Origin of the sequence: Pseudothauera nasutitermitis (assembly GCF_004801295.1) — a bacterium.
GTDB classification, from domain to species: Bacteria; Pseudomonadota; Gammaproteobacteria; order Burkholderiales; family Rhodocyclaceae; genus Pseudothauera; species Pseudothauera nasutitermitis.
In genome coordinates, this window is the sequence record NZ_SSOC01000012.1 from 1 (window position 1) to 17,288 (window position 17,288).

16 protein-coding genes are annotated in these 17,288 nt (G+C 70.5%); 3 read left to right on the forward strand and 13 right to left on the reverse strand.

Going from position 1 to position 17,288, the window contains the following annotated elements; translation table 11 throughout:
* Both E6C76_RS21725 and E6C76_RS21730 read left to right on the forward strand, forming a co-directional pair.
* Positions 1-1,209: pseudouridine synthase (locus tag E6C76_RS21725; RefSeq protein WP_230976363.1), on the forward strand; the 1,209-nt coding region annotated here is incomplete at its 5' end.
* Complete coding sequence (locus E6C76_RS21730) at positions 1,209-2,570, forward strand: AmpG family muropeptide MFS transporter (RefSeq protein WP_136350367.1); 1,362 nt, start codon at positions 1,209-1,211, stop codon at positions 2,568-2,570. The genes E6C76_RS21725 and E6C76_RS21730, both read left to right, overlap by 1 nt.
* A 35-nt stretch (positions 2,571-2,605) precedes the next feature.
* Here the strand turns inward: E6C76_RS21730 and E6C76_RS21735 are convergent, their stop codons facing one another.
* The 13 genes from E6C76_RS21735 to E6C76_RS21795 all read right to left on the reverse strand — a co-directional run bounded on the left by E6C76_RS21735 (position 2,606) and on the right by E6C76_RS21795 (position 15,302).
* Entirely contained in the window at positions 2,606-2,845 is a 240-nt protein-coding gene (locus E6C76_RS21735; RefSeq protein ID WP_136350368.1) for a GlsB/YeaQ/YmgE family stress response membrane protein, read from the reverse strand.
* A gap of 127 nt (positions 2,846-2,972) precedes the next feature.
* Positions 2,973-3,770, reverse strand: a complete 798-nt coding sequence (locus E6C76_RS21740; RefSeq protein WP_136350369.1) for an undecaprenyl-diphosphate phosphatase — start codon at positions 3,768-3,770, stop codon at positions 2,973-2,975.
* Between the two features lie 184 nt (positions 3,771-3,954).
* A complete protein-coding gene (locus E6C76_RS21745) occupies positions 3,955-4,467 on the reverse strand; it encodes a HugZ family pyridoxamine 5'-phosphate oxidase (protein WP_136350370.1) in 513 nt (170 codons plus the stop codon).
* A 92-nt stretch (positions 4,468-4,559) separates the two neighbouring features.
* On the reverse strand, positions 4,560-5,369 hold the full coding sequence (locus tag E6C76_RS21750; protein ID WP_136350371.1) for a heme ABC transporter ATP-binding protein: 810 nt from the start codon (positions 5,367-5,369) through the stop codon (positions 4,560-4,562).
* Entirely contained in the window at positions 5,369-6,478 is a 1,110-nt protein-coding gene (locus tag E6C76_RS21755; RefSeq protein WP_136350372.1) for a FecCD family ABC transporter permease, read from the reverse strand. Before E6C76_RS21755 ends, E6C76_RS21750 begins: the two co-directional genes overlap by 1 nt.
* Positions 6,479-6,481: 3 nt before the next feature.
* On the reverse strand, positions 6,482-7,348 hold the full coding sequence (locus E6C76_RS21760; RefSeq protein ID WP_136350373.1) for a heme/hemin ABC transporter substrate-binding protein: 867 nt from the start codon (positions 7,346-7,348) through the stop codon (positions 6,482-6,484).
* Positions 7,345-8,415, reverse strand: a complete 1,071-nt coding sequence (locus tag E6C76_RS21765) for a hemin-degrading factor (protein WP_136350374.1) — start codon at positions 8,413-8,415, stop codon at positions 7,345-7,347. The genes E6C76_RS21760 and E6C76_RS21765 overlap by 4 nt, the downstream gene beginning before the upstream one ends.
* 363 nt (positions 8,416-8,778) lie before the next feature.
* Positions 8,779-9,018, reverse strand: coding sequence for a hypothetical protein (locus E6C76_RS21770; protein ID WP_136350375.1), 240 nt, complete (start codon positions 9,016-9,018; stop codon positions 8,779-8,781).
* Positions 9,019-9,162: 144 nt separating this feature from the next.
* Positions 9,163-10,362 (reverse strand): ABC transporter permease, encoded by a 1,200-nt coding sequence (locus E6C76_RS21775; protein WP_136350376.1) that lies wholly within the window; start codon positions 10,360-10,362, stop codon positions 9,163-9,165.
* Between the two features lie 3 nt (positions 10,363-10,365).
* Entirely contained in the window at positions 10,366-11,574 is a 1,209-nt protein-coding gene (locus tag E6C76_RS21780; RefSeq protein ID WP_136350377.1) for an ABC transporter permease, read from the reverse strand.
* Positions 11,574-12,272, reverse strand: a complete 699-nt coding sequence (locus E6C76_RS21785) for an ABC transporter ATP-binding protein (protein ID WP_136350378.1) — start codon at positions 12,270-12,272, stop codon at positions 11,574-11,576. Before E6C76_RS21785 ends, E6C76_RS21780 begins: the two co-directional genes overlap by 1 nt.
* Positions 12,273-12,363: 91 nt before the next feature.
* Positions 12,364-13,518 carry an efflux RND transporter periplasmic adaptor subunit gene (locus E6C76_RS21790; protein ID WP_136350379.1) on the reverse strand — a complete coding sequence of 385 codons (1,155 nt, stop codon included), beginning with the start codon at positions 13,516-13,518 and terminating at the stop codon, positions 12,364-12,366.
* Positions 13,519-13,583: 65 nt separating this feature from the next.
* Positions 13,584-15,302, reverse strand: a complete 1,719-nt coding sequence (locus tag E6C76_RS21795; RefSeq protein WP_136350380.1) for a glutamine--tRNA ligase/YqeY domain fusion protein — start codon at positions 15,300-15,302, stop codon at positions 13,584-13,586.
* Between the two features lie 167 nt (positions 15,303-15,469).
* Here E6C76_RS21795 and atoS point away from each other — a divergent pair, with 167 nt between their 5' ends.
* Positions 15,470-17,287, forward strand: a complete 1,818-nt coding sequence (gene atoS, locus E6C76_RS21800) for a two-component system sensor histidine kinase AtoS (protein WP_168734407.1) — start codon at positions 15,470-15,472, stop codon at positions 17,285-17,287.
* Position 17,288: the final 1 nt, after the last annotated feature.

The following is a 17,288-nucleotide window of genomic DNA, read 5'->3' on the forward strand; positions in this document are numbered from 1 at the left end:
GAGCGCGCCGCGCCGCGCCGTCTCCCCCCGGCAGGTTCCGATGCGCGGGAGCGCCCACGCGCCGAACGCGGCGCGCGGGGCGACCGGGACGGACAGCGCGGCAACGAAGCCGGGCGGCGTGAGCGTCCGCCGGCCGGAGAACGGCGCGCGCGGCCCGATGCGCGTCCCCGCGACGACGAGGGCCGCCGTTCCGCCGCGCGTCCGGGCGGCGATGCGCGTCTGGGTTTCGAGGGGCGGAGGAAGACCGAAGAACGCCCCCGGGCGGAGCGCGCGGACTTCGCGAAGCGTTCCAGAGCCAATGAGCGTGCGGAACCCGGTGGCCGTGCCAAGCCCGCCGGCCGCTTCGGCCGGGATGAAACGCCCGCGCCGCGTACACCACGGCCGGCGGGCGGCGGCGCGCCGCGTGCGCGTACCGACGAACGCTCCGCGCGCGCCCCGGCGCCGGCGCGTCCGGCACCCGCGCGTTCCGAACGCCCCGCCGACGAGGGCGTGCGCCTGTCCAAGATCATGGCCGAGCGCGGGCTGTGCTCGCGGCGCGAGGCCGACGGGCTGATCGAGCGCGGCTGGGTGTTCGTCGATGGCCGGCGCATCACCGAACTGGGCACGCGCATCGATCCCGGCGCCGACATCACCCTGGCACCGGAAGCCCGCCGCCAGCAGGCGCAATGGGTCACCATCCTGCTGCACAAGCCGGTGGGCTACGTCTCCGGCCAGCCGGAGCCGGGCTACGAGCCGGCGGTGGTGCTGGTGAACGCGGACAACCAGTTCGACCGCGGCGCGGCGCAGAACTTCCATCCCAGCCAGTTGAAGGGCCTGGCGCCCGCCGGGCGGCTGGACATCGACTCCACCGGCCTGCTGGTGTTCACCCAGGACGGCCGGGTGGCGCGCCAACTGATCGGCGAGGATTCCAAGGTCGAGAAGGAATACCTGGTGCGCGTGGAGGGCGAGCTTTCCGCCGAAGGGCTGGCGCTGCTCAACCACGGGCTGGAACTCGATGGCCGCAAGCTGCGCCCGGCGCAGGTGGAATGGGCCAACAGCGATCAGTTGCACTTCATCCTGCGCGAAGGCCGCAAGCGCCAGATCCGCCGCATGTGCGAGCTGGTCGGGCTGAAGGTGGTCGGCCTCAAGCGCGTGCGCATCGGCAAGGTGCGCCTGGGCGATCTGCCCGTGGGGCAGTGGCGTTATCTGCGCGAGGACGAGCGCTTCTGATGCGCGGCCGGCTGGCGGCGGCCTTCGCCACGTACTGGAACCGGCGCATGCTGACCCTGCTGGCGCTGGGCTTTTCCAGCGGCCTGCCGGCGCCCCTGGTGTTCTCCAATCTGTCGATCTGGCTGCGCGACGAGGGCGTCAGCCGCACCAGCATCGGCCTGTTCGCGCTGGCCGCCACGCCGTACGCGATCAACTTCCTGTGGGCGCCGCTGATCGACCGCCTGCATCTGCCTGGCCTCACCACGCGCTTCGGCCGGCGGCGCGGCTGGGCGCTGGCCACCCAGTTCGCGCTGATGGGAGCCATCCTGTGGATGTCGTTCTCCGCGCCGGCCCAGCACCTGTGGATGATGGCGGTGGCCACGCTGCTGGTCACCACGGCCAGCGCCACCCAGGATATCGTCATCGACGCCTACCGCATCGACGTGCTCGAACCGGAACAGTATGGTGCCGGCTCCGCGGTGGCGATCTGGGGCTGGCACCTGGGCGGCACGCTGGTGGGCGGCGCGGGCGGCCTGCTGCTGGCGCAGTATTTCGGCTGGCAGGCGTCCTATCAGGTGCTGGCGCTGGCGGTGCTGGTGGGCATCGTCGCCATCCTGTGCAGCCCCGAACCCACGCGCGGCGTGCCGGCTGCGCTGGCCGCCGAGGAGGATGCCGTGCGCGTGCGCTTCGCCGGGCGCATGCCGGCCCGCGCGGCGGCCCTCGCGGCCTGGCTGTACAATGCCGTGGTGGCGCCCTTCGCCGAGTTCATGCGGCGCGACGGCTGGGTACTGGTGCTGGTGTTCGTCTTCGTGTTCAAGTTCGGCGACGCCATGCTGGGCCGCATGTCCGGCGTGTTCTACCGCGAACTGGGCTTTTCGCTGGCCGACATCGCCGAGGTCTCCAAGCTCTACGGCTTCGCCGCCAATCTGGTCGGGGTGTTCCTCGGCGGCGTGCTGGCGGCGCGCATCGGTGTGCTGCGCGCGCTGTTCGTCGCCGGGCTGATGGCGGCGGGCACCAACCTCACCTATGCGGCGCTGGCCATGGTTGGGCAGCAGAAATGGATGCTGGCGGTGGCAGTGGTGTCCGACAGCTTCACCGGCGGGCTGGTCACCGTGGCCTTCGTCGCCTACCTGTCCGGCCTGTGCAACGTGGCCTACACTGCCACGCAGTACGCGCTGCTGAGTTCGCTGGGCAATCTGTCGCGCATCTGGCTGTCGGCCTCGGCCGGCTACATGGTGGACCGGCTGGACGGCGACTGGGCGGTGTTCTTCTTCATCACCGCCGGGCTGGCCCTGCTGGGCCTGCCGCTGCTGGTGTGGCTGATGCGGCGTTTTCCGGCGCACGTCGGGCAGGCCGCGCGCGCCGGCAACGCCAGCGCCTGAGCGATCGCGGACCGCCTGCTGCGGTCCACGGCCGTTCAGGCGCGCTTGATGACGCGGATCAGCACCAGCAGCACGATGGCGCCGAGCGTGGCGACCACGATGCTGCCCACCAGGCCGCCGCCCAGGCCGAGAAAGCCGAACAGCGAGCCGCCGATCACGGCACCGATCACGCCGACCACCAGATTGCCCAGCAGGCCGAGTCCGCCACCGCGCACCAGCACGCCGGCCAGCCAGCCGGCCACCAGGCCGACGATCAGAAAAGTCAGAAGATTCATCCCGGATTCCCTATGTACGCAGGCCAGGCCGGGTGGCCGGGCCGATGCCGCATCTTGGCTCAGACGGCCTGCGCAGGGCAGGGGAACAACGTGAATTATCGTTGCGGGTGCGCTGGGCTGGGTGTGCCTATAGATAGATCCACAGCAGCACCGCGCCCAGCAGCAGGCGGTAGATGACGAAGGGCTGCATGCCGATGCGCCGGATGAAGGCGAGGAAGTAGTGGATGCACAGGTAGGCGGTGATGCCCGAGAGCACCGCGCCGATGATCAGCGTGCTCCAGTCCACCGGATGTCCGTTGGTGAGCAGCTTGCGCGCTTCCAGCCCGCCAGCCAGCACGATCACCGGGATGGAAAGCAGGAAGGAAAAGCGCGAGGCGCCCTCGCGGCTCATGCCGGTGAGCAGCGCGGCGGTGATGGTGATGCCCGCCCGCGAGGTGCCGGGAAACAGCGCCAGGGCCTGGGCGCAGCCGATCACCAGCACGTCGCGCCAGGTGATCTCGTGTTCGTCGCGCGTGCCGCGCTGCCGCCAGTCCGCCCAGCCCAGCAGCAGGCCGAAGGCGATCATGCCGACGGCCAGCACCACCGGGGAGCGCAGGTGGGCTTCCACCAGATCCTGCGCGAGCAGTCCGGCCAGGCCGACCGGAATGGTGCCAAGGATCACCGCCCAGGCCAGGCGCGCGTCGGCGTCGAGCCGGCGGGTGGCGAGCGAGCGGGTCCAACTCACGGTCATGTCGCTCAGTTCCCGGCGGAAGTACAGCACGACTGCCGATAGGGTGCCGACGTGCAGGGCGACGTCGAAGGCCAGACCCTGATCGGGCCAGCCGGTGAGGACCGGCACCAGGATCAGGTGGGCGGAACTGGAAATAGGCAGGAATTCGGTGAGACCTTGTACCACCGAGAGTACGACGACTTGCAGCCAATCCATGGGAAGCGGGCGGTTCCGTGTGAGGGGCGCGCACCGGACGGTGCTGCGCGCAAAACGCCCGGCATTCTCGCACAAAGGCCCGCTGCGGGTGGGGTGGCGGAAAGTTTTGATACCAAGCCGAGGCAAGGCGGGCGCGGCTTGCCGACGACGGCGGGTATGCGCCCCGGCATTGCCGGGCCGCGATTCAGGTTTCTTTCTCCGGCCGCAGCGCAGCGAGGGCGGCGAGATCGCCGGACGGCGAGGCGAATGCGGCGCCGAAGCCCAGGACGAAATTCGCCGCGCCGCGGCGCAGGCGGTAGGCGCTGAAGTCCGGCAGACCGTCGAGCAGCCGGGCAATGCTGCCGAAGCGCGCTTCGAGCGCGGCGAAGGCGGCCGTGCGGCCCGCGGCGTCGAGTGCGTCCACCGTGCAGGCGAAGTTCAGGCGCCGGCGGGCGAAGATCTGCCGCGCCGCGCCTTCGTCCTCGATCAGCAGCACCGACACCCGGCGGTCGTGCGCGAGCGTGCGGCCGTGGGCGGCCAGGCCGCTGACCGCGATCAGGAAGTCGCCGTGTTCGTCGAGGGCGAACGGCGCATAGCTGGCCAGCGGCGCACCGTGCTCGTCGATGCTGGCGAGGATCAGCGAACGCGCCGAGTGCAGCAACTGCTGCGCGGCGGTGCGCGCCTCGGCGAGCTGTGCGGCGGGGTCTGGCGTGTGCATCGGGGGCTCCTTGTCGGTCGGTTCGTGCGGCGTCGTGGCCGGCGGATGGCAAGCGGAGGCGGTGCCCCGGCGGCCCGTGGCGGCTCCCGGATTCAGTCCGTGGAGGCCGCCGTGGGGCCGTGGGCATGGAAAGCGATCCAGGGGCGGTCGTGGCGCGGATGGGGCATGATCACCGCATCCACGTCGAATGTCTCGCGCAGCCGCTCGGCGGTCAGCACCTCCCGTGGCGCGCCGTCGTGCAGCAGCCGGCCGTCGCGCAGCAGCGCGATGCGGTCGCAGTGCGCGGCGGCGAGGTTGAGGTCGTGCACGATCATCAGCACGCCGATGCCGCGTCCGGCGACCTCGGCGAGGCGTTCCATCAGGGCGAGCTGGTGGGCGATGTCGAGCGGCGCGGTGGGTTCGTCGAGCAGCAGGTAGCGGCCGCCGGGCCCGCAGTCGTCCCAGATCTGGGCGAACACGCGGGCGAGCTGCACGCGGGCGCGCTCGCCGCCGGACAGCCGGGTATACGGCCGTTCGGCCAGGTGGGCCACGTCGAGCAGGGCGAGCAGTTCGCGCACCCGTTCGCGGTCGGTCCGCCCGGGCGCGCCGCTGTGATGCGGCGTGCGGCCGAGCAGGGCGACCTCGAAGGCGGTGAACGGAAACGCCAGATCCAGGTGCTGCGGCAGCACCGCGCGCACGCGTGCGCGGGCGCGCATCGTCCACGTCCGCATCGGCCGGCCGTTGAGCACCACCTCGCCAGGCTGCGGATGCAGTTCGCCGCTCAGGAGCTTCAGCAGCGTGGATTTGCCGGCGCCGTTCGGGCCCATCAGCGCCACGCATTCGCCGGGCACGAGGCGGAAATCGACCCCCGTGAGCAGCCTGCGGCCATGCACTGAAAAGCCGGCCTGGTGCGCTTCGAGCATCAGCGTGCTCCAAGCCGCCCGGAGAGCAGGGCGAGAAAGAACGGGCCGCCGAGCAGCGCGGTGATCAGGCCCACCGGCACTTCGGCCGGCGCGGCCACGGTGCGCGCGGCCATGTCGGCGCACACCAGCAGCAGCGCGCCGGTCATCGCCGCGGCGGGCAGCAGGCGGACGTGGCCCGGCCCCATCCACAGGCGGGCGATGTGCGGGGCCATCAGGCCGATGAAGCCGATCATGCCGGTCATCGCCACCGAGGCGCCGACCAGCACCGCCACCAGCATCACCAGCAGCGGGCGTACGCGGGCCAGATCGAAGCCCAGGTGGCCGGCGACGTCCTCGCCAAGCAGCAGCGCGTCGAGCAGGCGCGCCAGCATCAGCAGGCCGGCCGTTGCGGGCAGGATGAACACCGCCAGGGTGCGGATTTCCGCCCACCCGGCGCCGCCCAGGCTGCCCATGGTCCAGAAGGTGATGGAACGCAGTTGCTGGTCGTCGGCGATGTAGGTGAGCAGCCCGGTGGCGGCGCCGGCCAGCGCGCTGAAGGCGATGCCGGCGAGCAGCAGCATCAGGGTCTGCCCGTCGGCGATGGCCAGCCGTGCCAGGCGGTAGATCAGCCAGCTCGCCAGCACGCCGCCGACGAAGGCCGCCGCGGGCTGCGCGTAGCTGCCCAGCCAGCCGGACAGCGCGCCCAGCCAGGCGATCTTGCCGGCCAGCACGATCCAGGCCACCGCGCCGAGCGCGGCGCCGCTCGACACGCCGACGATGCCGGGGTCGGCGAGCGGGTTGCGGAACAGCGCCTGCATGGCCGCGCCGGCCGCCGCCATGCCGCAGCCCACCAGCAGGGCGAGCACCACGCGCGGCAGGCGCACGTTGAGCAGCACGTTGGCCTGGATGGTGGTGTAGGCCACGTCGACGCCGAAGCCGAGGCGTTCGAGCAGGATCGCGCCGATCTGTGCGACGCTGAGCTGCACAGCCCCCTGGGTGACCGACAGCAGCAGCGCGCCGGCGAGCAGCACCGCGAGCAGCGCGCTCGCCGACAGGCGCAGCAGCGGACGGCCCGCGCCGGCCGGCAGGGGGCTGGCGAGGCCGTCGGGTGGTTTCAGGCTGGCCTCCATGCCTCAGTGTGGATCGGCAACGGGGTGCTGTGGATGGAAGGCGGCGCCCAGGCGGGCGATGGCCTCGGGCAGCCGCGGGCCGAAGGAGAACAGCTCGACGATGTCCAGTGCGACCACGCGGCCGCTCTGTGCAGCGGGCGTGTCGCGCAGGCCGGGCACGGCATCGATCGCCTGTTCCAGCGAGCCGGCGGCATCGACCATGTGGGTGGTCAGCACGACGACCTCGGGCGCGGCGGCGACCAGTGCCTCGGCCGAGACCGGCTTGAAGCCGCTCATGCCGTCCAGCGCGTTGATGCCGCCGGCCAGGCGGATCATCGCGTCGCCGGCCGAATCGCGCCCGGCGCCAGTGCCGCTGCCCGCGCCGCGGCCGAGGAACAGCGCCGCGCGCGGCGGCTGCGGCAGCGCGCGGTAGTGCGCGCTGATGCGCTGGGCGCGGGCTGCCACGCGGTCGGCGAGCAGCCGGCCGTCGTCGGGCATGCCGAGCGCTTCGCCGACCACGCGGATGCGCTCGGCGGTTTCCTCGATGGACTGCGCCGGGCCGGTCTGCACCAGTTCGATGCCCAAGGTACGCAACTGGGCCACGGCGCTTGCCGGCCCGAGGTCGTGGCCGGCGAGCAGCAGCTCCGGCTCCAGCGCGGCCACGCCCTCCACCGAGATCTGCCGCACGTAGCCGATCTGCGGCAACTGCTGCGCGGCGGGCGGGTAGATGCTCTGGCTGTCGGCGCCGACCAGGCGGTCCTCGGCGCCGAGCGCGTAGATGATCTCGGTGACGTGGGCGCCGGCGCTGAGCACCCGCTGCGGACCTTCGGCGCAGACCGGCGCGGCGAGCAGCACCGCGAGCAGCAGGGCACCACGCAGCGCCCCGTTCATGGCTGCGCTCCGTGGCGCGGCGCGGCCTCGGCCAGCGCGCGCCAGGCGGCGTTCTCGGCCTCGCCCGGCTTGCGCCGGCCGAACACGAACATCAGCGGCCTGCCCGCGGCGTCGTAGCACTCCACCGAGGTCACGGTGCCGTCGACGGTGGGTTTGCGCACCAGCCAGGCCTGGTCGACCAGGGGTTCCAGCAGGTGCAGGTTGAAGTCCGGGTCGAGCACGTTGAACCAGTCGCCGGTCTGCCTGAGATGGACCACCGGGCCGGTATGGATCTGGATGCAGCCGCGGTTGCCGACGAACACCATGATCGCCAGCCCCTGAGCCTGCGCGCCGCCGAATACCGCGCGGTGGGCGAGGCGGTCGAGCCGTTCGGCGCGCCGCGGGCCGGCGAGGCGGAAGGCGGCGCGGCGGTCGAGATGGTGGCGTTTGAGCAGGCCGGCGAAGTCGTGGGTGTCGCGCAGGGCGTCCCACTCGGCGTGGAAAACCCCCGCGTCGGCCAGCGCTTCGTCGGTGAGCAGCGGTTCGGCGGCCTCGTCGGGCGCCGCGGCGGGCGGCGGGCGGCCGGCATGGCGCGCGACCAGGCGTGCGAACGCGCCGGTGTCGCTGTCTTCGAGCAGGTGGATCTTGTGCACCGCATGGCCGTCGGCGTCGAAGAACTGCAGGCTGCGCGCGCGGCGTTCGCCGCGCGTCTGCTCGACGGCCACGCCGTGCCGCCAGTGGCGCATGAACAGGCGCAGGTCGATGTCCTTGCCCACGGTCAGGCCGACGCCTTCGGCGTAGAAGGCGAACTTTTCATATACGCCCTTGCGCTCGTGCACGCAGCAGGCGTTGCGGGTCAGCGCCATCACCCGTCCGAGGCTGCCAGCCTCCTGCAGCAGCGCGGCGAAGTCGCCGCCCAGAAGTGTGGCCTCGCCGCCGTGCCCCAGGCGCAGCAGGGCCAGTTCGCTGCTGCCCAGGCGTTCGGCCGCGTCGCGGATGCGCAGTCCGGGTTCGGCGGCGATCAGGCGGCGGTAGCGTTCGTCCAGCTTGCCGGCCGCGGCGCTGGCCGGTTCGGTGACAGTATCCATGCATACTCCTCTTGCCCCGCGTTCGTGAATCCGGCCGGGCTCTGCGTAGGAGCGGGAGAGGCTGCTTTGATGTGGATCAAGTTGACAGTATAAGTTCTCATTCTCATCCTGCAAGCGTCGTACGGAGGAGGATGAAAGCGTGCATGGAGTACAAGGACACGGTGCGGCGAGGGATGGTTGGAAGGGGGAGGGCAAGGAGGAAGAAGGGACGGAACCCCCGCAAGCGGAACGACTGCGGATGAGGCATGCAAAACCTCCCGCGCCGCATTGCGCGGCTTGCGGGAGGCTTTCGCTGGTTTCGCTGCGCGCCCGCGCCGGGGGTTGTGCTCCGCCGCTCAGGCGCGCGGCAAACGGGTGCCGCTGTCAGGCCTGCGCCCGGGGGGCCGTGCTGCGGCTCCGGCGGGACCCCTTGTGATGGGGAGCGGCATACATCGCCTCGTCCCCCGGATCCAGGCCGCTGATGCTGGTGAAACAGCCTGCCAGCGGGCATATCTGCCCTGGCGGACAGTTGTGTTCCCGCGCGCATTCCTCTTGCGTCTCGTCGAGCAGGACGATCTCGTGGACTCGCTCGCAGCGCGCGATCGGTGAGTCGAAGAAGCTCATGATCCCCTCCTGTTATGTAGTCTGTGCGGCCACGACCCATGCGGCCGCTGCTGCCGGCTACTTTTACTCTAGACCCGCCGGTCCGCCATTGCGGCGGCGGCGGCGCGGCGTTTGATCTGGCGCAAACAAGGGATGGGGAAACGGCTACTCGGCGCGCAGTGCCTCGACCGGGTCCAGGCCGGCGGCGCGGCGCGCCGGCAGCACGCCGGCGACGAGCCCGATGGATATCGCCATCAGTTCGGCGAGCACGACGAACTGCCAGGGCGTGCCGACCGGCAGGGCCGGGGCGAGCAGGCCGACCAGTTGGGCGACGCCGATGCCGGCGGCGAGGCCGAGCGCACCGCCCAGCGCGGAGAGTAGCACCGCCTCGGCGAGGAACAGCCCCAGCACGGTGCCGCGCCGCGCGCCCAGCGCCACCAGCAGGCCGATTTCGTTGGTGCGTTCGGCCACCGCGATGGTCATGATGGTGACGATGCCCACCGCGCCCACCGCCAGTGAGATGCCGCCCAGCGCGCCGACCGCCAGGGTCAGGATGCCGAGGATGTTGGACAGCGTGCGCAGCATGTCTTCCTGGGTGGTCAGGGTGAAGTCCTCGCGGCCGTGGCGGGCGGTGAGCACGCGGCGGATGTCGGCGGCCACGCCGGCTGCCGGCACGCCTTCGGCATAGGAGACGTTGATTTCCAGCAGCCCGTCGAGGCGGAACAGGGCCATCGCCCGGCCGGCCGGGATGTAGGCCATGTCGTCGAGGTCGAAGCCGAGCACCTGGCCCTTTTCCTCCATGACGCCGATCACCCGGTAGCGCTCGCCGCCGATGCGCACCCGTTCGCCCAGTGCGCTGGCCTCGTCGAACAGTTCGCGCTTGAGCTTGGCGCCCAGTACGACGAAGGCGCGTGCATGGGCCGGGTCGTCCGGCGGCAGAAAGCTCCCGCTGCCGACCCGCATGGTCACCACGTCGACGAAGCCGCTGCCCACGCCGTAGATGGCGGTGCGCCGCACCCGGCCGTTGCCCTGCACCTCGGTGTTGCCGAACACCACCGGGGTGACGCCGGTGACCTTGGGCAGGCGTTCGAGCGCGGCGGCGTCTTCCAGCGTGAGTTCGCGCGCGGTGTTGGGCACGCCGGGCGGGCCGCCGCCCACGCCCTGGCGCCCGGGAGTGACCTCGATGATGTTGGTGCCGAACTGGGTGAATTCGGCCAGCATGTAGCGGTGCAGGCCTTCGCCGATCGAGGTGAGCAGGATCACCGCGGCGATGCCCACGGCGATGCCGAGCAGGGTCAGGAAGCTGCGCAGGCGGTGGGCGGTGAGGGCGCGCAGCGCCAGCCAGAGGAAGTCGCGCCAGGCCATGGGCTATTTCTTCCCCAGCGCCTGCACCGGGTCGAGCCGGGCGGCGCGGCGTGCCGGCAGCACGCCGAACAGCACGCCGGTGACCAGCGCGGTGCCCAGCCCGGCGGCCACCGCCCAGTCCGGCGGCCAGGCCGGCAGCACCGGCCAGGCCAGGCGCAGCAGCGCGGCGCCCCCGTGGCCCAGCGCCAGCCCGGCCAGCCCGCCGGCGAGCGAGAGCAGGGCGGCTTCGGCCAGGAAGACGCGGCGGATGGTGCGCGGCTCGGCGCCGAGCGCCTTCAGCAGGCCGATTTCGGCAGTGCGCTGGGTTACCGACACCAGCATCACGTTCATCACCAGGATGCCGGCCACCGCCAGGCTGATCGCGGCGATGCCGGCCACCGCCAGGGTCAGCGTGGCGAGGATGCGGTCGAAGGTGGCGAGCACTGCGTCCTGGGTGAGCAGGGTCACGTCCTCCTCGCCGGCATGGCGGCTGCGGATGATCTCGGCGATGTCGGCCTTGGCCGCTTCCAGCGCGCCGCGGTCGCGCGCCTCGACCAGGATGCGGAACAGGGTGTTGGTGTCGAATATCGCCAGTGCGGCACCCACCGGCACGATCACCATTTCGTCGGTGTTCATGCCCAGGCCCTGGCCGGCGGCGGCCATCACGCCGATCACGCGGAAGCGCCGGTCGCCGATGCGCACCAGGCGGCCGACCGCGGGCTCCACGCCGAACAGTTCGCGCTGGATGGTGGCACCGATCACCGCCACGTTGGTGCTGCGGCGCAGGTCCTCGCGCGGCAGGAAGCTGCCGGCGGCCACGTCGAGCTGGCGTACCACGGTGAAGTCGGCACTGGTGCCCACCACCGTCACCTCGCGCAGCCGTCCGCCGGTGGAGATTTCGCCGCTGCCGACCGACAGTGGCGCGATGCGGGCGACCCAGGGCGAGCGCAGCAGGGCCTCGGCGTCTTCCACGGTGAGGTCGCGCGGCGTGGCGGTGACGAAGCTGCCCGGGTTGATGCCGCCGGTCTCGGAGCGCCCCGGCAACACGATGATCAGGTTGCTGCCCAGGGCGCCGAATTCGCCCACCACGTAGCGCCGCGCGCCGTCGCCCAGCGCGGTGAGCACCACCACCGCAGCCACGCCGATGGCCATCGCCAGCACCATCAGCGCGGTGCGCAGCAGGTTGCCGGCGGCCGCGCGGGTGGCGAAGCGCAGCGTGTCCGCGGTGTGCATCAGCCCGCCGGCGGCACACCCCGGCGCAGGTCGCCGACGATGCGTCCGTCTTCCATGCGGATGCGCCGATGTGCGCGTTCACCCATCGCCGGGTCATGGGTGACCACGATCAGCGTCACGCCGCCGGCGTTGAGTTCTTCGAGCAGGCGGGTGACCTCCTGGCCGGTGGCGCGATCCAGGTTGCCGGTGGGTTCGTCGGCCAGCAGCAGCGCCGGGCGCATGATGGTGGCGCGGGCGATCGCCACGCGCTGGCGCTGGCCGCCGGAGAGCTGGTCCGGGCGGTGGCCGGCGCGGCCCTCCAGGCCGAAGTCGTGCAGCGCGGCGGCCACCCGCGTGTGGCGCTCGGCCACCGGCAGGCCGGCCAGCATCAGTGGCAGGGCGATGTTCTCGGCGGCCGACAGGCGTGGCACCAGATGGAAGCTCTGGAATACGAAGCCGATGCGTTCGCGCCGCAGTGCGGCTTGCTCATTGGCATCCAGCGTGGTGACGTCGCGTCCTTCCAGGCGGTAGTGGCCGGCGTTGGGGCGGTCGAGCAGGCCGAGCAGGTTGAGCAGGGTGGACTTGCCCGAGCCGGACGGCCCCATCACCGACAGGTATTCGCCGGCCTCGATGCGCAGGCTCACGGACTGCAGCGCATGCACCTGGCTGTCGCCCAGGGTGAAGATGCGCTCGATGCCGTCGAGTTCGATCAGTGCCATGAGCGGCCTGGTGCAGTGTTTCGTTGTTGATGGGACATGTCTGGCGTCCGTTAGCAGGTCCCTTCCCCTTCAAGGGGAGGGACCTGCTAATTCAGCGAGTGTTTGTGGTCTCAGGAACGGCCCGCGCGCCGGGGCGCACACCCTCGCGCTCCAGCGAGGTGACCACCCGTTCGCCTTCGGCCAGCCCGGCGGCGACCTCGGTGTACTCCCAGTTCGCCACGCCGGTCTGCAGGGCGCGCTCCTCCAGCACTCCATCGGCGCCGATCACCAGCACGGTATTGCCGCCGCGCAGCGCGGAGGAAGGGATGCGCAGCACGTCGTCGCGGCTGTCCAGGACGATCTCCACGTCGGCGCTGTAGCCCACCAGCAGGCCGCGGGCCTCGTCCTGCGAAGCGAAATCCACGTCGATGTCCACCGTGCGCGCCTGGCGCTCCTGGGCGGACACGAAGGGCGCCACCCGCCGCACCGTGGCTTCGAAGTGGCGGCCGGGCAGGGCGTCCACGCTGACCCGCGCCGTCATGCCGGGACGGATGCGCGGCGCATCCACCTCGTCCATCGGCGCCTTCACGTACAGACAGGAGTCGTCGATCAGGTCGATGGCCGGCGGGGTGGGTACGCCGGGCGGCGAGGGGGTGGAGTATTCGCCCAGTTCGCCGGTGATCTTCGCCACGGTGCCGGCGAATGGGGCGACGATGACGATGCGGCCCAGGTCGATGTCCGCCGCGGCGAGCTGGCGTTCGGCGGTGGCCATGTCGGCGTGCGCGCTGGTGCAGGCGGCGCGGCGTGCTTCGGCGTCGGTGCGGGCGCTCTCCACCCGTGAGGCGGAGACGAAGCCGCGCGCGGCCAGCGCCTCCTGGCGTTCGGCCTCGCGCTCGGCGTTGACGGCCACGGTGCAGGCTTCGTGTGCGCGGCTCTTCGCGGTGGCGAGTTGCGCCTCGGCCACCTGGGCGCGCGCGCTGAGATCCTGGTGCCACAGGCGCATCAACACCTGGCCGGCTTCGACGCGGTCGCCTTCCTTGATGCCGAGGTAGTCGATGCGTCCGCCCAGGATGGTGGACAGCCGGGTGCGCTGGCAGGCTTCCACCTCGCCGGCGCGGGTGTTGGACACGCTGGCTTCCACCCGGCCGCGTTCGGCGGCCTGGGCGAGCACCGGCAGCGGCTGGGGCCGGTTGAGCCAGAGCACCAGTGCGGCCAATGCGGCCACGGTCGCAATGGCGATGAGGGCGCCGCGCAGCCTGTGGGTCATGCTCCGCTTCCTTTCAGCATGCCTGCCATGCTACCCGGATCGCGGCCACGGGCAAATTCGGGTATCTACTTCTTCCAGGTGTCCTTGAGGGTCACCGCGCGGTTGAACACCGGCGCACCCTCGCGCGAATCCACGCGGTCGGCGACGAAGTAGCCGTGGCGCTCGAACTGGAAGCGCTCCTCGGGCTTCGCGTCCTTCAGCGAGGGTTCCAGCCATGCCTGGATGACGCGCACCGAATCCGGATTGAGGTCGTCGAGGAAGCTGCGCTCCAGCCCTTCCGCGTCGCCTTCGCGGCGCGCGCCGGGGTGCGGGTGGGCGAACAGGCGGTCGTACAGGCGCACTTCGGCTGGATGGCCGTGGGCGGCGGATACCCAGTGCAGGTTGCCCTTGACCTTGTAGTTGTCCGCGCCCGGCGTGCCGGACTTGGAATCCGGCAGGTACTCGGCGAGCACGGCGGTGACGCGGCCAGAGGCGTCCTTCTCGCAGCCGGTGCAGCGTACGACGAAGCCGTAGCGCAGGCGTGCCATGTTGCCGGGGTAGAGGCGGTGGTAGCCCTTCACCGGCTCTTCCATGAAGTCCTCGCGCTCGATCCACAGTTCGCGGCCGAAAGGCATGTCGCGCTTGCCCAGTTCCGGCTTGAGCGGGTGGTTGGGGGCCTGGCAGAGCTCGGACTGGCCTTCCGGGTAGTTGGTGAGGATCAGCTTGAGCGGGTCGAGCACGGCCACGCGGCGTTCGGCGGCTTCGTTGAGGTGCTCGCGCATGCATTCTTCCAGCACGCTGATGTCGATCCACGAATCCGCCTTGGACACGCCGATGCGCTCGGCGAAGCGGCGGAAGCCTTCCGCCGTGTAGCCGCGCCGGCGCGCGCCGATCAGCGTGGGCAGGCGCGGGTCGTCCCAGCCGGCGACAAAGCCTTCGTCGACCAACTGGATCAGCTTGCGCTTGGAGAGCACCACGTAGGTGAGGTTGAGGCGGGCGAACTCGATCTGCTGCGGCAGCGGGCGCGGGAAGTGGCCGGCTTCGGCCAGCGCGTCGAGCAACCAATCGTAGAACGGACGCTGGTCCTCGAACTCCAGTGTGCAGATGGAGTGGGTGATGTTTTCGATGGCGTCTTCGATGGGGTGCGCGAAGGTGTACATCGGGTACACGCACCACTGGTCGCCGGCGCGGTGGTGGGCCACCTTGCGGATGCGGTAGATGGCCGGGTCGCGCAGGTTGAGGTTGGGGCTGGCCATGTCGATCCTGGCGCGCAGCACGTGGGTGCCGTCGGCGAATTCGCCGGCGCGCATGCGGGCGAACAAATCGAGGTTCTCTTCCACGCTGCGCGTGCGGTAGGGGCTGTCCTTGCCCGGTTCGGTGAGCGTGCCGCGCCAGGCGCGCATGTCCTCGGCGGAGAGCGAATCCACGTAGGCCTTGCCGGCGCGGATCAGCGATTCGGCACATGCGGCCATCTTGTCGAAGTAGTCCGAGGCGAAGTACAGGTGCTCGCCCCAGTCGAAGCCCAGCCAGCGCACCGCGTCGATGATGGCATCGACGTACTCCTGCTCTTCCTTCTCCGGGTTGGTGTCGTCGAAACGCAGGTGGCAGGTGCCGCCGTACTGTTCGGCGAGGCCGAAGTTCAGGCAGATCGACTTGGCGTGGCCGTAGTGCAGGTAGCCGTTGGGTTCGGGCGGGAAGCGGGTTTCCACGCGGCCCTGCCATTTGCCGTTGAGCCGGTCTTCTTCGACGATGTTGCGGATGAAGTTGCTGGCGGGGGCTTTGTCGGAGGCGTTGTGCTGGGTCATCGGAAGTGCTCGGCGTCGCGCTGCGAGGGGGTTTCGCAGGGGTTCTTGGATTGGCGGGCATTGTAGCCGAAGCCCCGCGGGTATAGCCTGACGGGTCTTGCCGCGCGAGGCGGCCGATGGGCGGAGGCACCCGCGCCGGGGTGGTTTCCGGGCAGGGAAGGACCAGAATGAAGTTGCAGTGGCTGCGCAGGATCTACCCGGAAACCTTCCACGCGAAGATGCTGATGCTGACCATCGCAACGGTGTGTCTGTCCACGCTGTGCATCGCGTTCTTCGTGGAGCGCCAGGGCATCGAACTGCTGATGCAGGAAAAGGAAGGCAAGCTGTTCTCGGTGGCCGCGCTGCTCGACCAGGAACTGGGCGATGCCTTCGACGAAGCCGATGCGGCGCTGCCGGCCGCCGAGCAGATCCGCCGCCTGCACGAGCGCCTGTCGCCGCGCGTCGAGGCGCTGGTGCGCCACCTGCCGGGGGTGGGCGCGGGGTACTACAACCGGGCGCTCGACGCCATCGTCGTCTACGCGCCGGACCGCGAGAACGGCCGCACCGTGGGCACGCCGATCGCGTCCGACCACCCCGGCCGGCGGGTGATGGAAAGCGCCGCCGCCGAGGTATGGAAGGGGCCGCAGGTGCGCGGCGACATCATGAACGCGATGGTGCCGGTGGTGCGCGAGGGGCGGGTGCTGGGCTACGTGTGGGCCAACGAGCTGGTGTCCGACATCGACCGGCAGACCATGATGATGGACAAGAACATCATCCTGATCAGCCTGCTGTGCATCTCGGTCAGCGTGTTCCTCACCCTGCTGATCTCCAACCGCCTGCAGAACGACATCACCATCATCAAGCAGGGCGTGCAGGGGCTGAGCACCGACCTGCACCGCAACATCCAGCCGCTCAAGGGCGAGATGAACGAGATCGTCGACGGGGTGAACCACCTGGCCTCCGCGCTTAGCGAGGCCAAGTCGATGACCGAGATGATCCTCGACAGCATCGTCGACAGCGTGATCACCGTGAACATGCACGGCGAGATCACCATGATGAATCCGGCCGCGCAGAAGATCACCGGCTGGACGCTGGCCGAGGCGGCGGGCAAGCCCTACCACAGCATCGTCGACGACGAGCACTTCCAGAGCCCGCTGCTCGACACCCTGCGCCACGGGCGCGACCACGTCGGCGTGGAGCTGGACTTCCCGGCGGCCGGCAAGGTGTTCAAGGTGGTCTCCAGCGCCAGCCACCTGAAGAACAAGCACGGCGAGATCATCGGCGCGGTGGTGGTGTTCAAGGACATCACCGCGCAGAAGGAAATGCAGAACATCGCCGAGCAGAGCCAGCGGCTGGCCGCCATCGGCGAACTGATGGCCGGCGTGGCGCACGAGATCCGCAACCCGCTGACCGCGGTGCGCGGCTTCGTGCAGTGCCTGCGCGACGACGTCAGCCCGGCGGAGAAGGAGGAATTCATCGCCATCATTCTGCAGGGCGTGGATTCCATCAATCTGGTCATCCAGCAGTTGCTCGACTTCTCCAAGCCGGCGAAGAATTTCTTTGTGCTCTCCGACGTCAACGAACTGATCCGCGAAACCCTGATCCTGGTGAAGTCCTCGCCCGGCGCGGCGCAGGTGGACTTCGATACCCGGCTGGACGCCGGGCTCGCCGATCTCTACCTGGACCGCAACCTGATCAAGCAGGTGCTGCTCAACCTGCTGATCAACGCCATCCAGGCCATCGACGGCCAGGGCCGGGTGACCATCGAATCCGGCCTGTCGGCGGACGGGCGCTACCAGTGCGTGCGCATCCGCGATACCGGCGGCGGCATCGACGTGGAACTGGGCGACAAGATCTTCGCCCCGTTCTTCACCACCAAGCCCGCCGGCACCGGCCTGGGGCTGGCGGTGGCGCAGAAGATCGTCGCCTCGCACGGCGGGCGCATCGTGCTGGAGAATCACCCCGGCGGCGGGGCCGTGGCCACCATCCACCTGCCCGCCGCGTAGA

Excerpts from the sequence above, each read along its gene's own strand:
- E6C76_RS21730 (WP_136350367.1), top strand. The coding sequence starts at position 1,209 with ATGCGCGGCCGGCTGGCGGCGGCCTTCGCCACGTACTGGAACCGGCGC.
- E6C76_RS21735 (WP_136350368.1), bottom strand. The coding sequence starts at position 2,845 with ATGAATCTTCTGACTTTTCTGATCGTCGGCCTGGTGGCCGGCTGGCTG.
- E6C76_RS21740 (WP_136350369.1), bottom strand. The coding sequence starts at position 3,770 with ATGGATTGGCTGCAAGTCGTCGTACTCTCGGTGGTACAAGGTCTCACC.
- E6C76_RS21745 (WP_136350370.1), bottom strand. The coding sequence starts at position 4,467 with ATGCACACGCCAGACCCCGCCGCACAGCTCGCCGAGGCGCGCACCGCC.
- E6C76_RS21750 (WP_136350371.1), bottom strand. The coding sequence starts at position 5,369 with ATGCTCGAAGCGCACCAGGCCGGCTTTTCAGTGCATGGCCGCAGGCTG.
- E6C76_RS21755 (WP_136350372.1), bottom strand. The coding sequence starts at position 6,478 with ATGGAGGCCAGCCTGAAACCACCCGACGGCCTCGCCAGCCCCCTGCCG.
- E6C76_RS21760 (WP_136350373.1), bottom strand. The coding sequence starts at position 7,348 with ATGAACGGGGCGCTGCGTGGTGCCCTGCTGCTCGCGGTGCTGCTCGCC.
- E6C76_RS21765 (WP_136350374.1), bottom strand. The coding sequence starts at position 8,415 with ATGGATACTGTCACCGAACCGGCCAGCGCCGCGGCCGGCAAGCTGGAC.
- E6C76_RS21770 (WP_136350375.1), bottom strand. The coding sequence starts at position 9,018 with ATGAGCTTCTTCGACTCACCGATCGCGCGCTGCGAGCGAGTCCACGAG.
- E6C76_RS21775 (WP_136350376.1), bottom strand. The coding sequence starts at position 10,362 with ATGGCCTGGCGCGACTTCCTCTGGCTGGCGCTGCGCGCCCTCACCGCC.
- E6C76_RS21780 (WP_136350377.1), bottom strand. The coding sequence starts at position 11,574 with ATGCACACCGCGGACACGCTGCGCTTCGCCACCCGCGCGGCCGCCGGC.
- E6C76_RS21785 (WP_136350378.1), bottom strand. The coding sequence starts at position 12,272 with ATGGCACTGATCGAACTCGACGGCATCGAGCGCATCTTCACCCTGGGC.
- E6C76_RS21790 (WP_136350379.1), bottom strand. The coding sequence starts at position 13,518 with ATGACCCACAGGCTGCGCGGCGCCCTCATCGCCATTGCGACCGTGGCC.
- E6C76_RS21795 (WP_136350380.1), bottom strand. The coding sequence starts at position 15,302 with ATGACCCAGCACAACGCCTCCGACAAAGCCCCCGCCAGCAACTTCATC.
- atoS (WP_168734407.1), top strand. The coding sequence starts at position 15,470 with ATGAAGTTGCAGTGGCTGCGCAGGATCTACCCGGAAACCTTCCACGCG.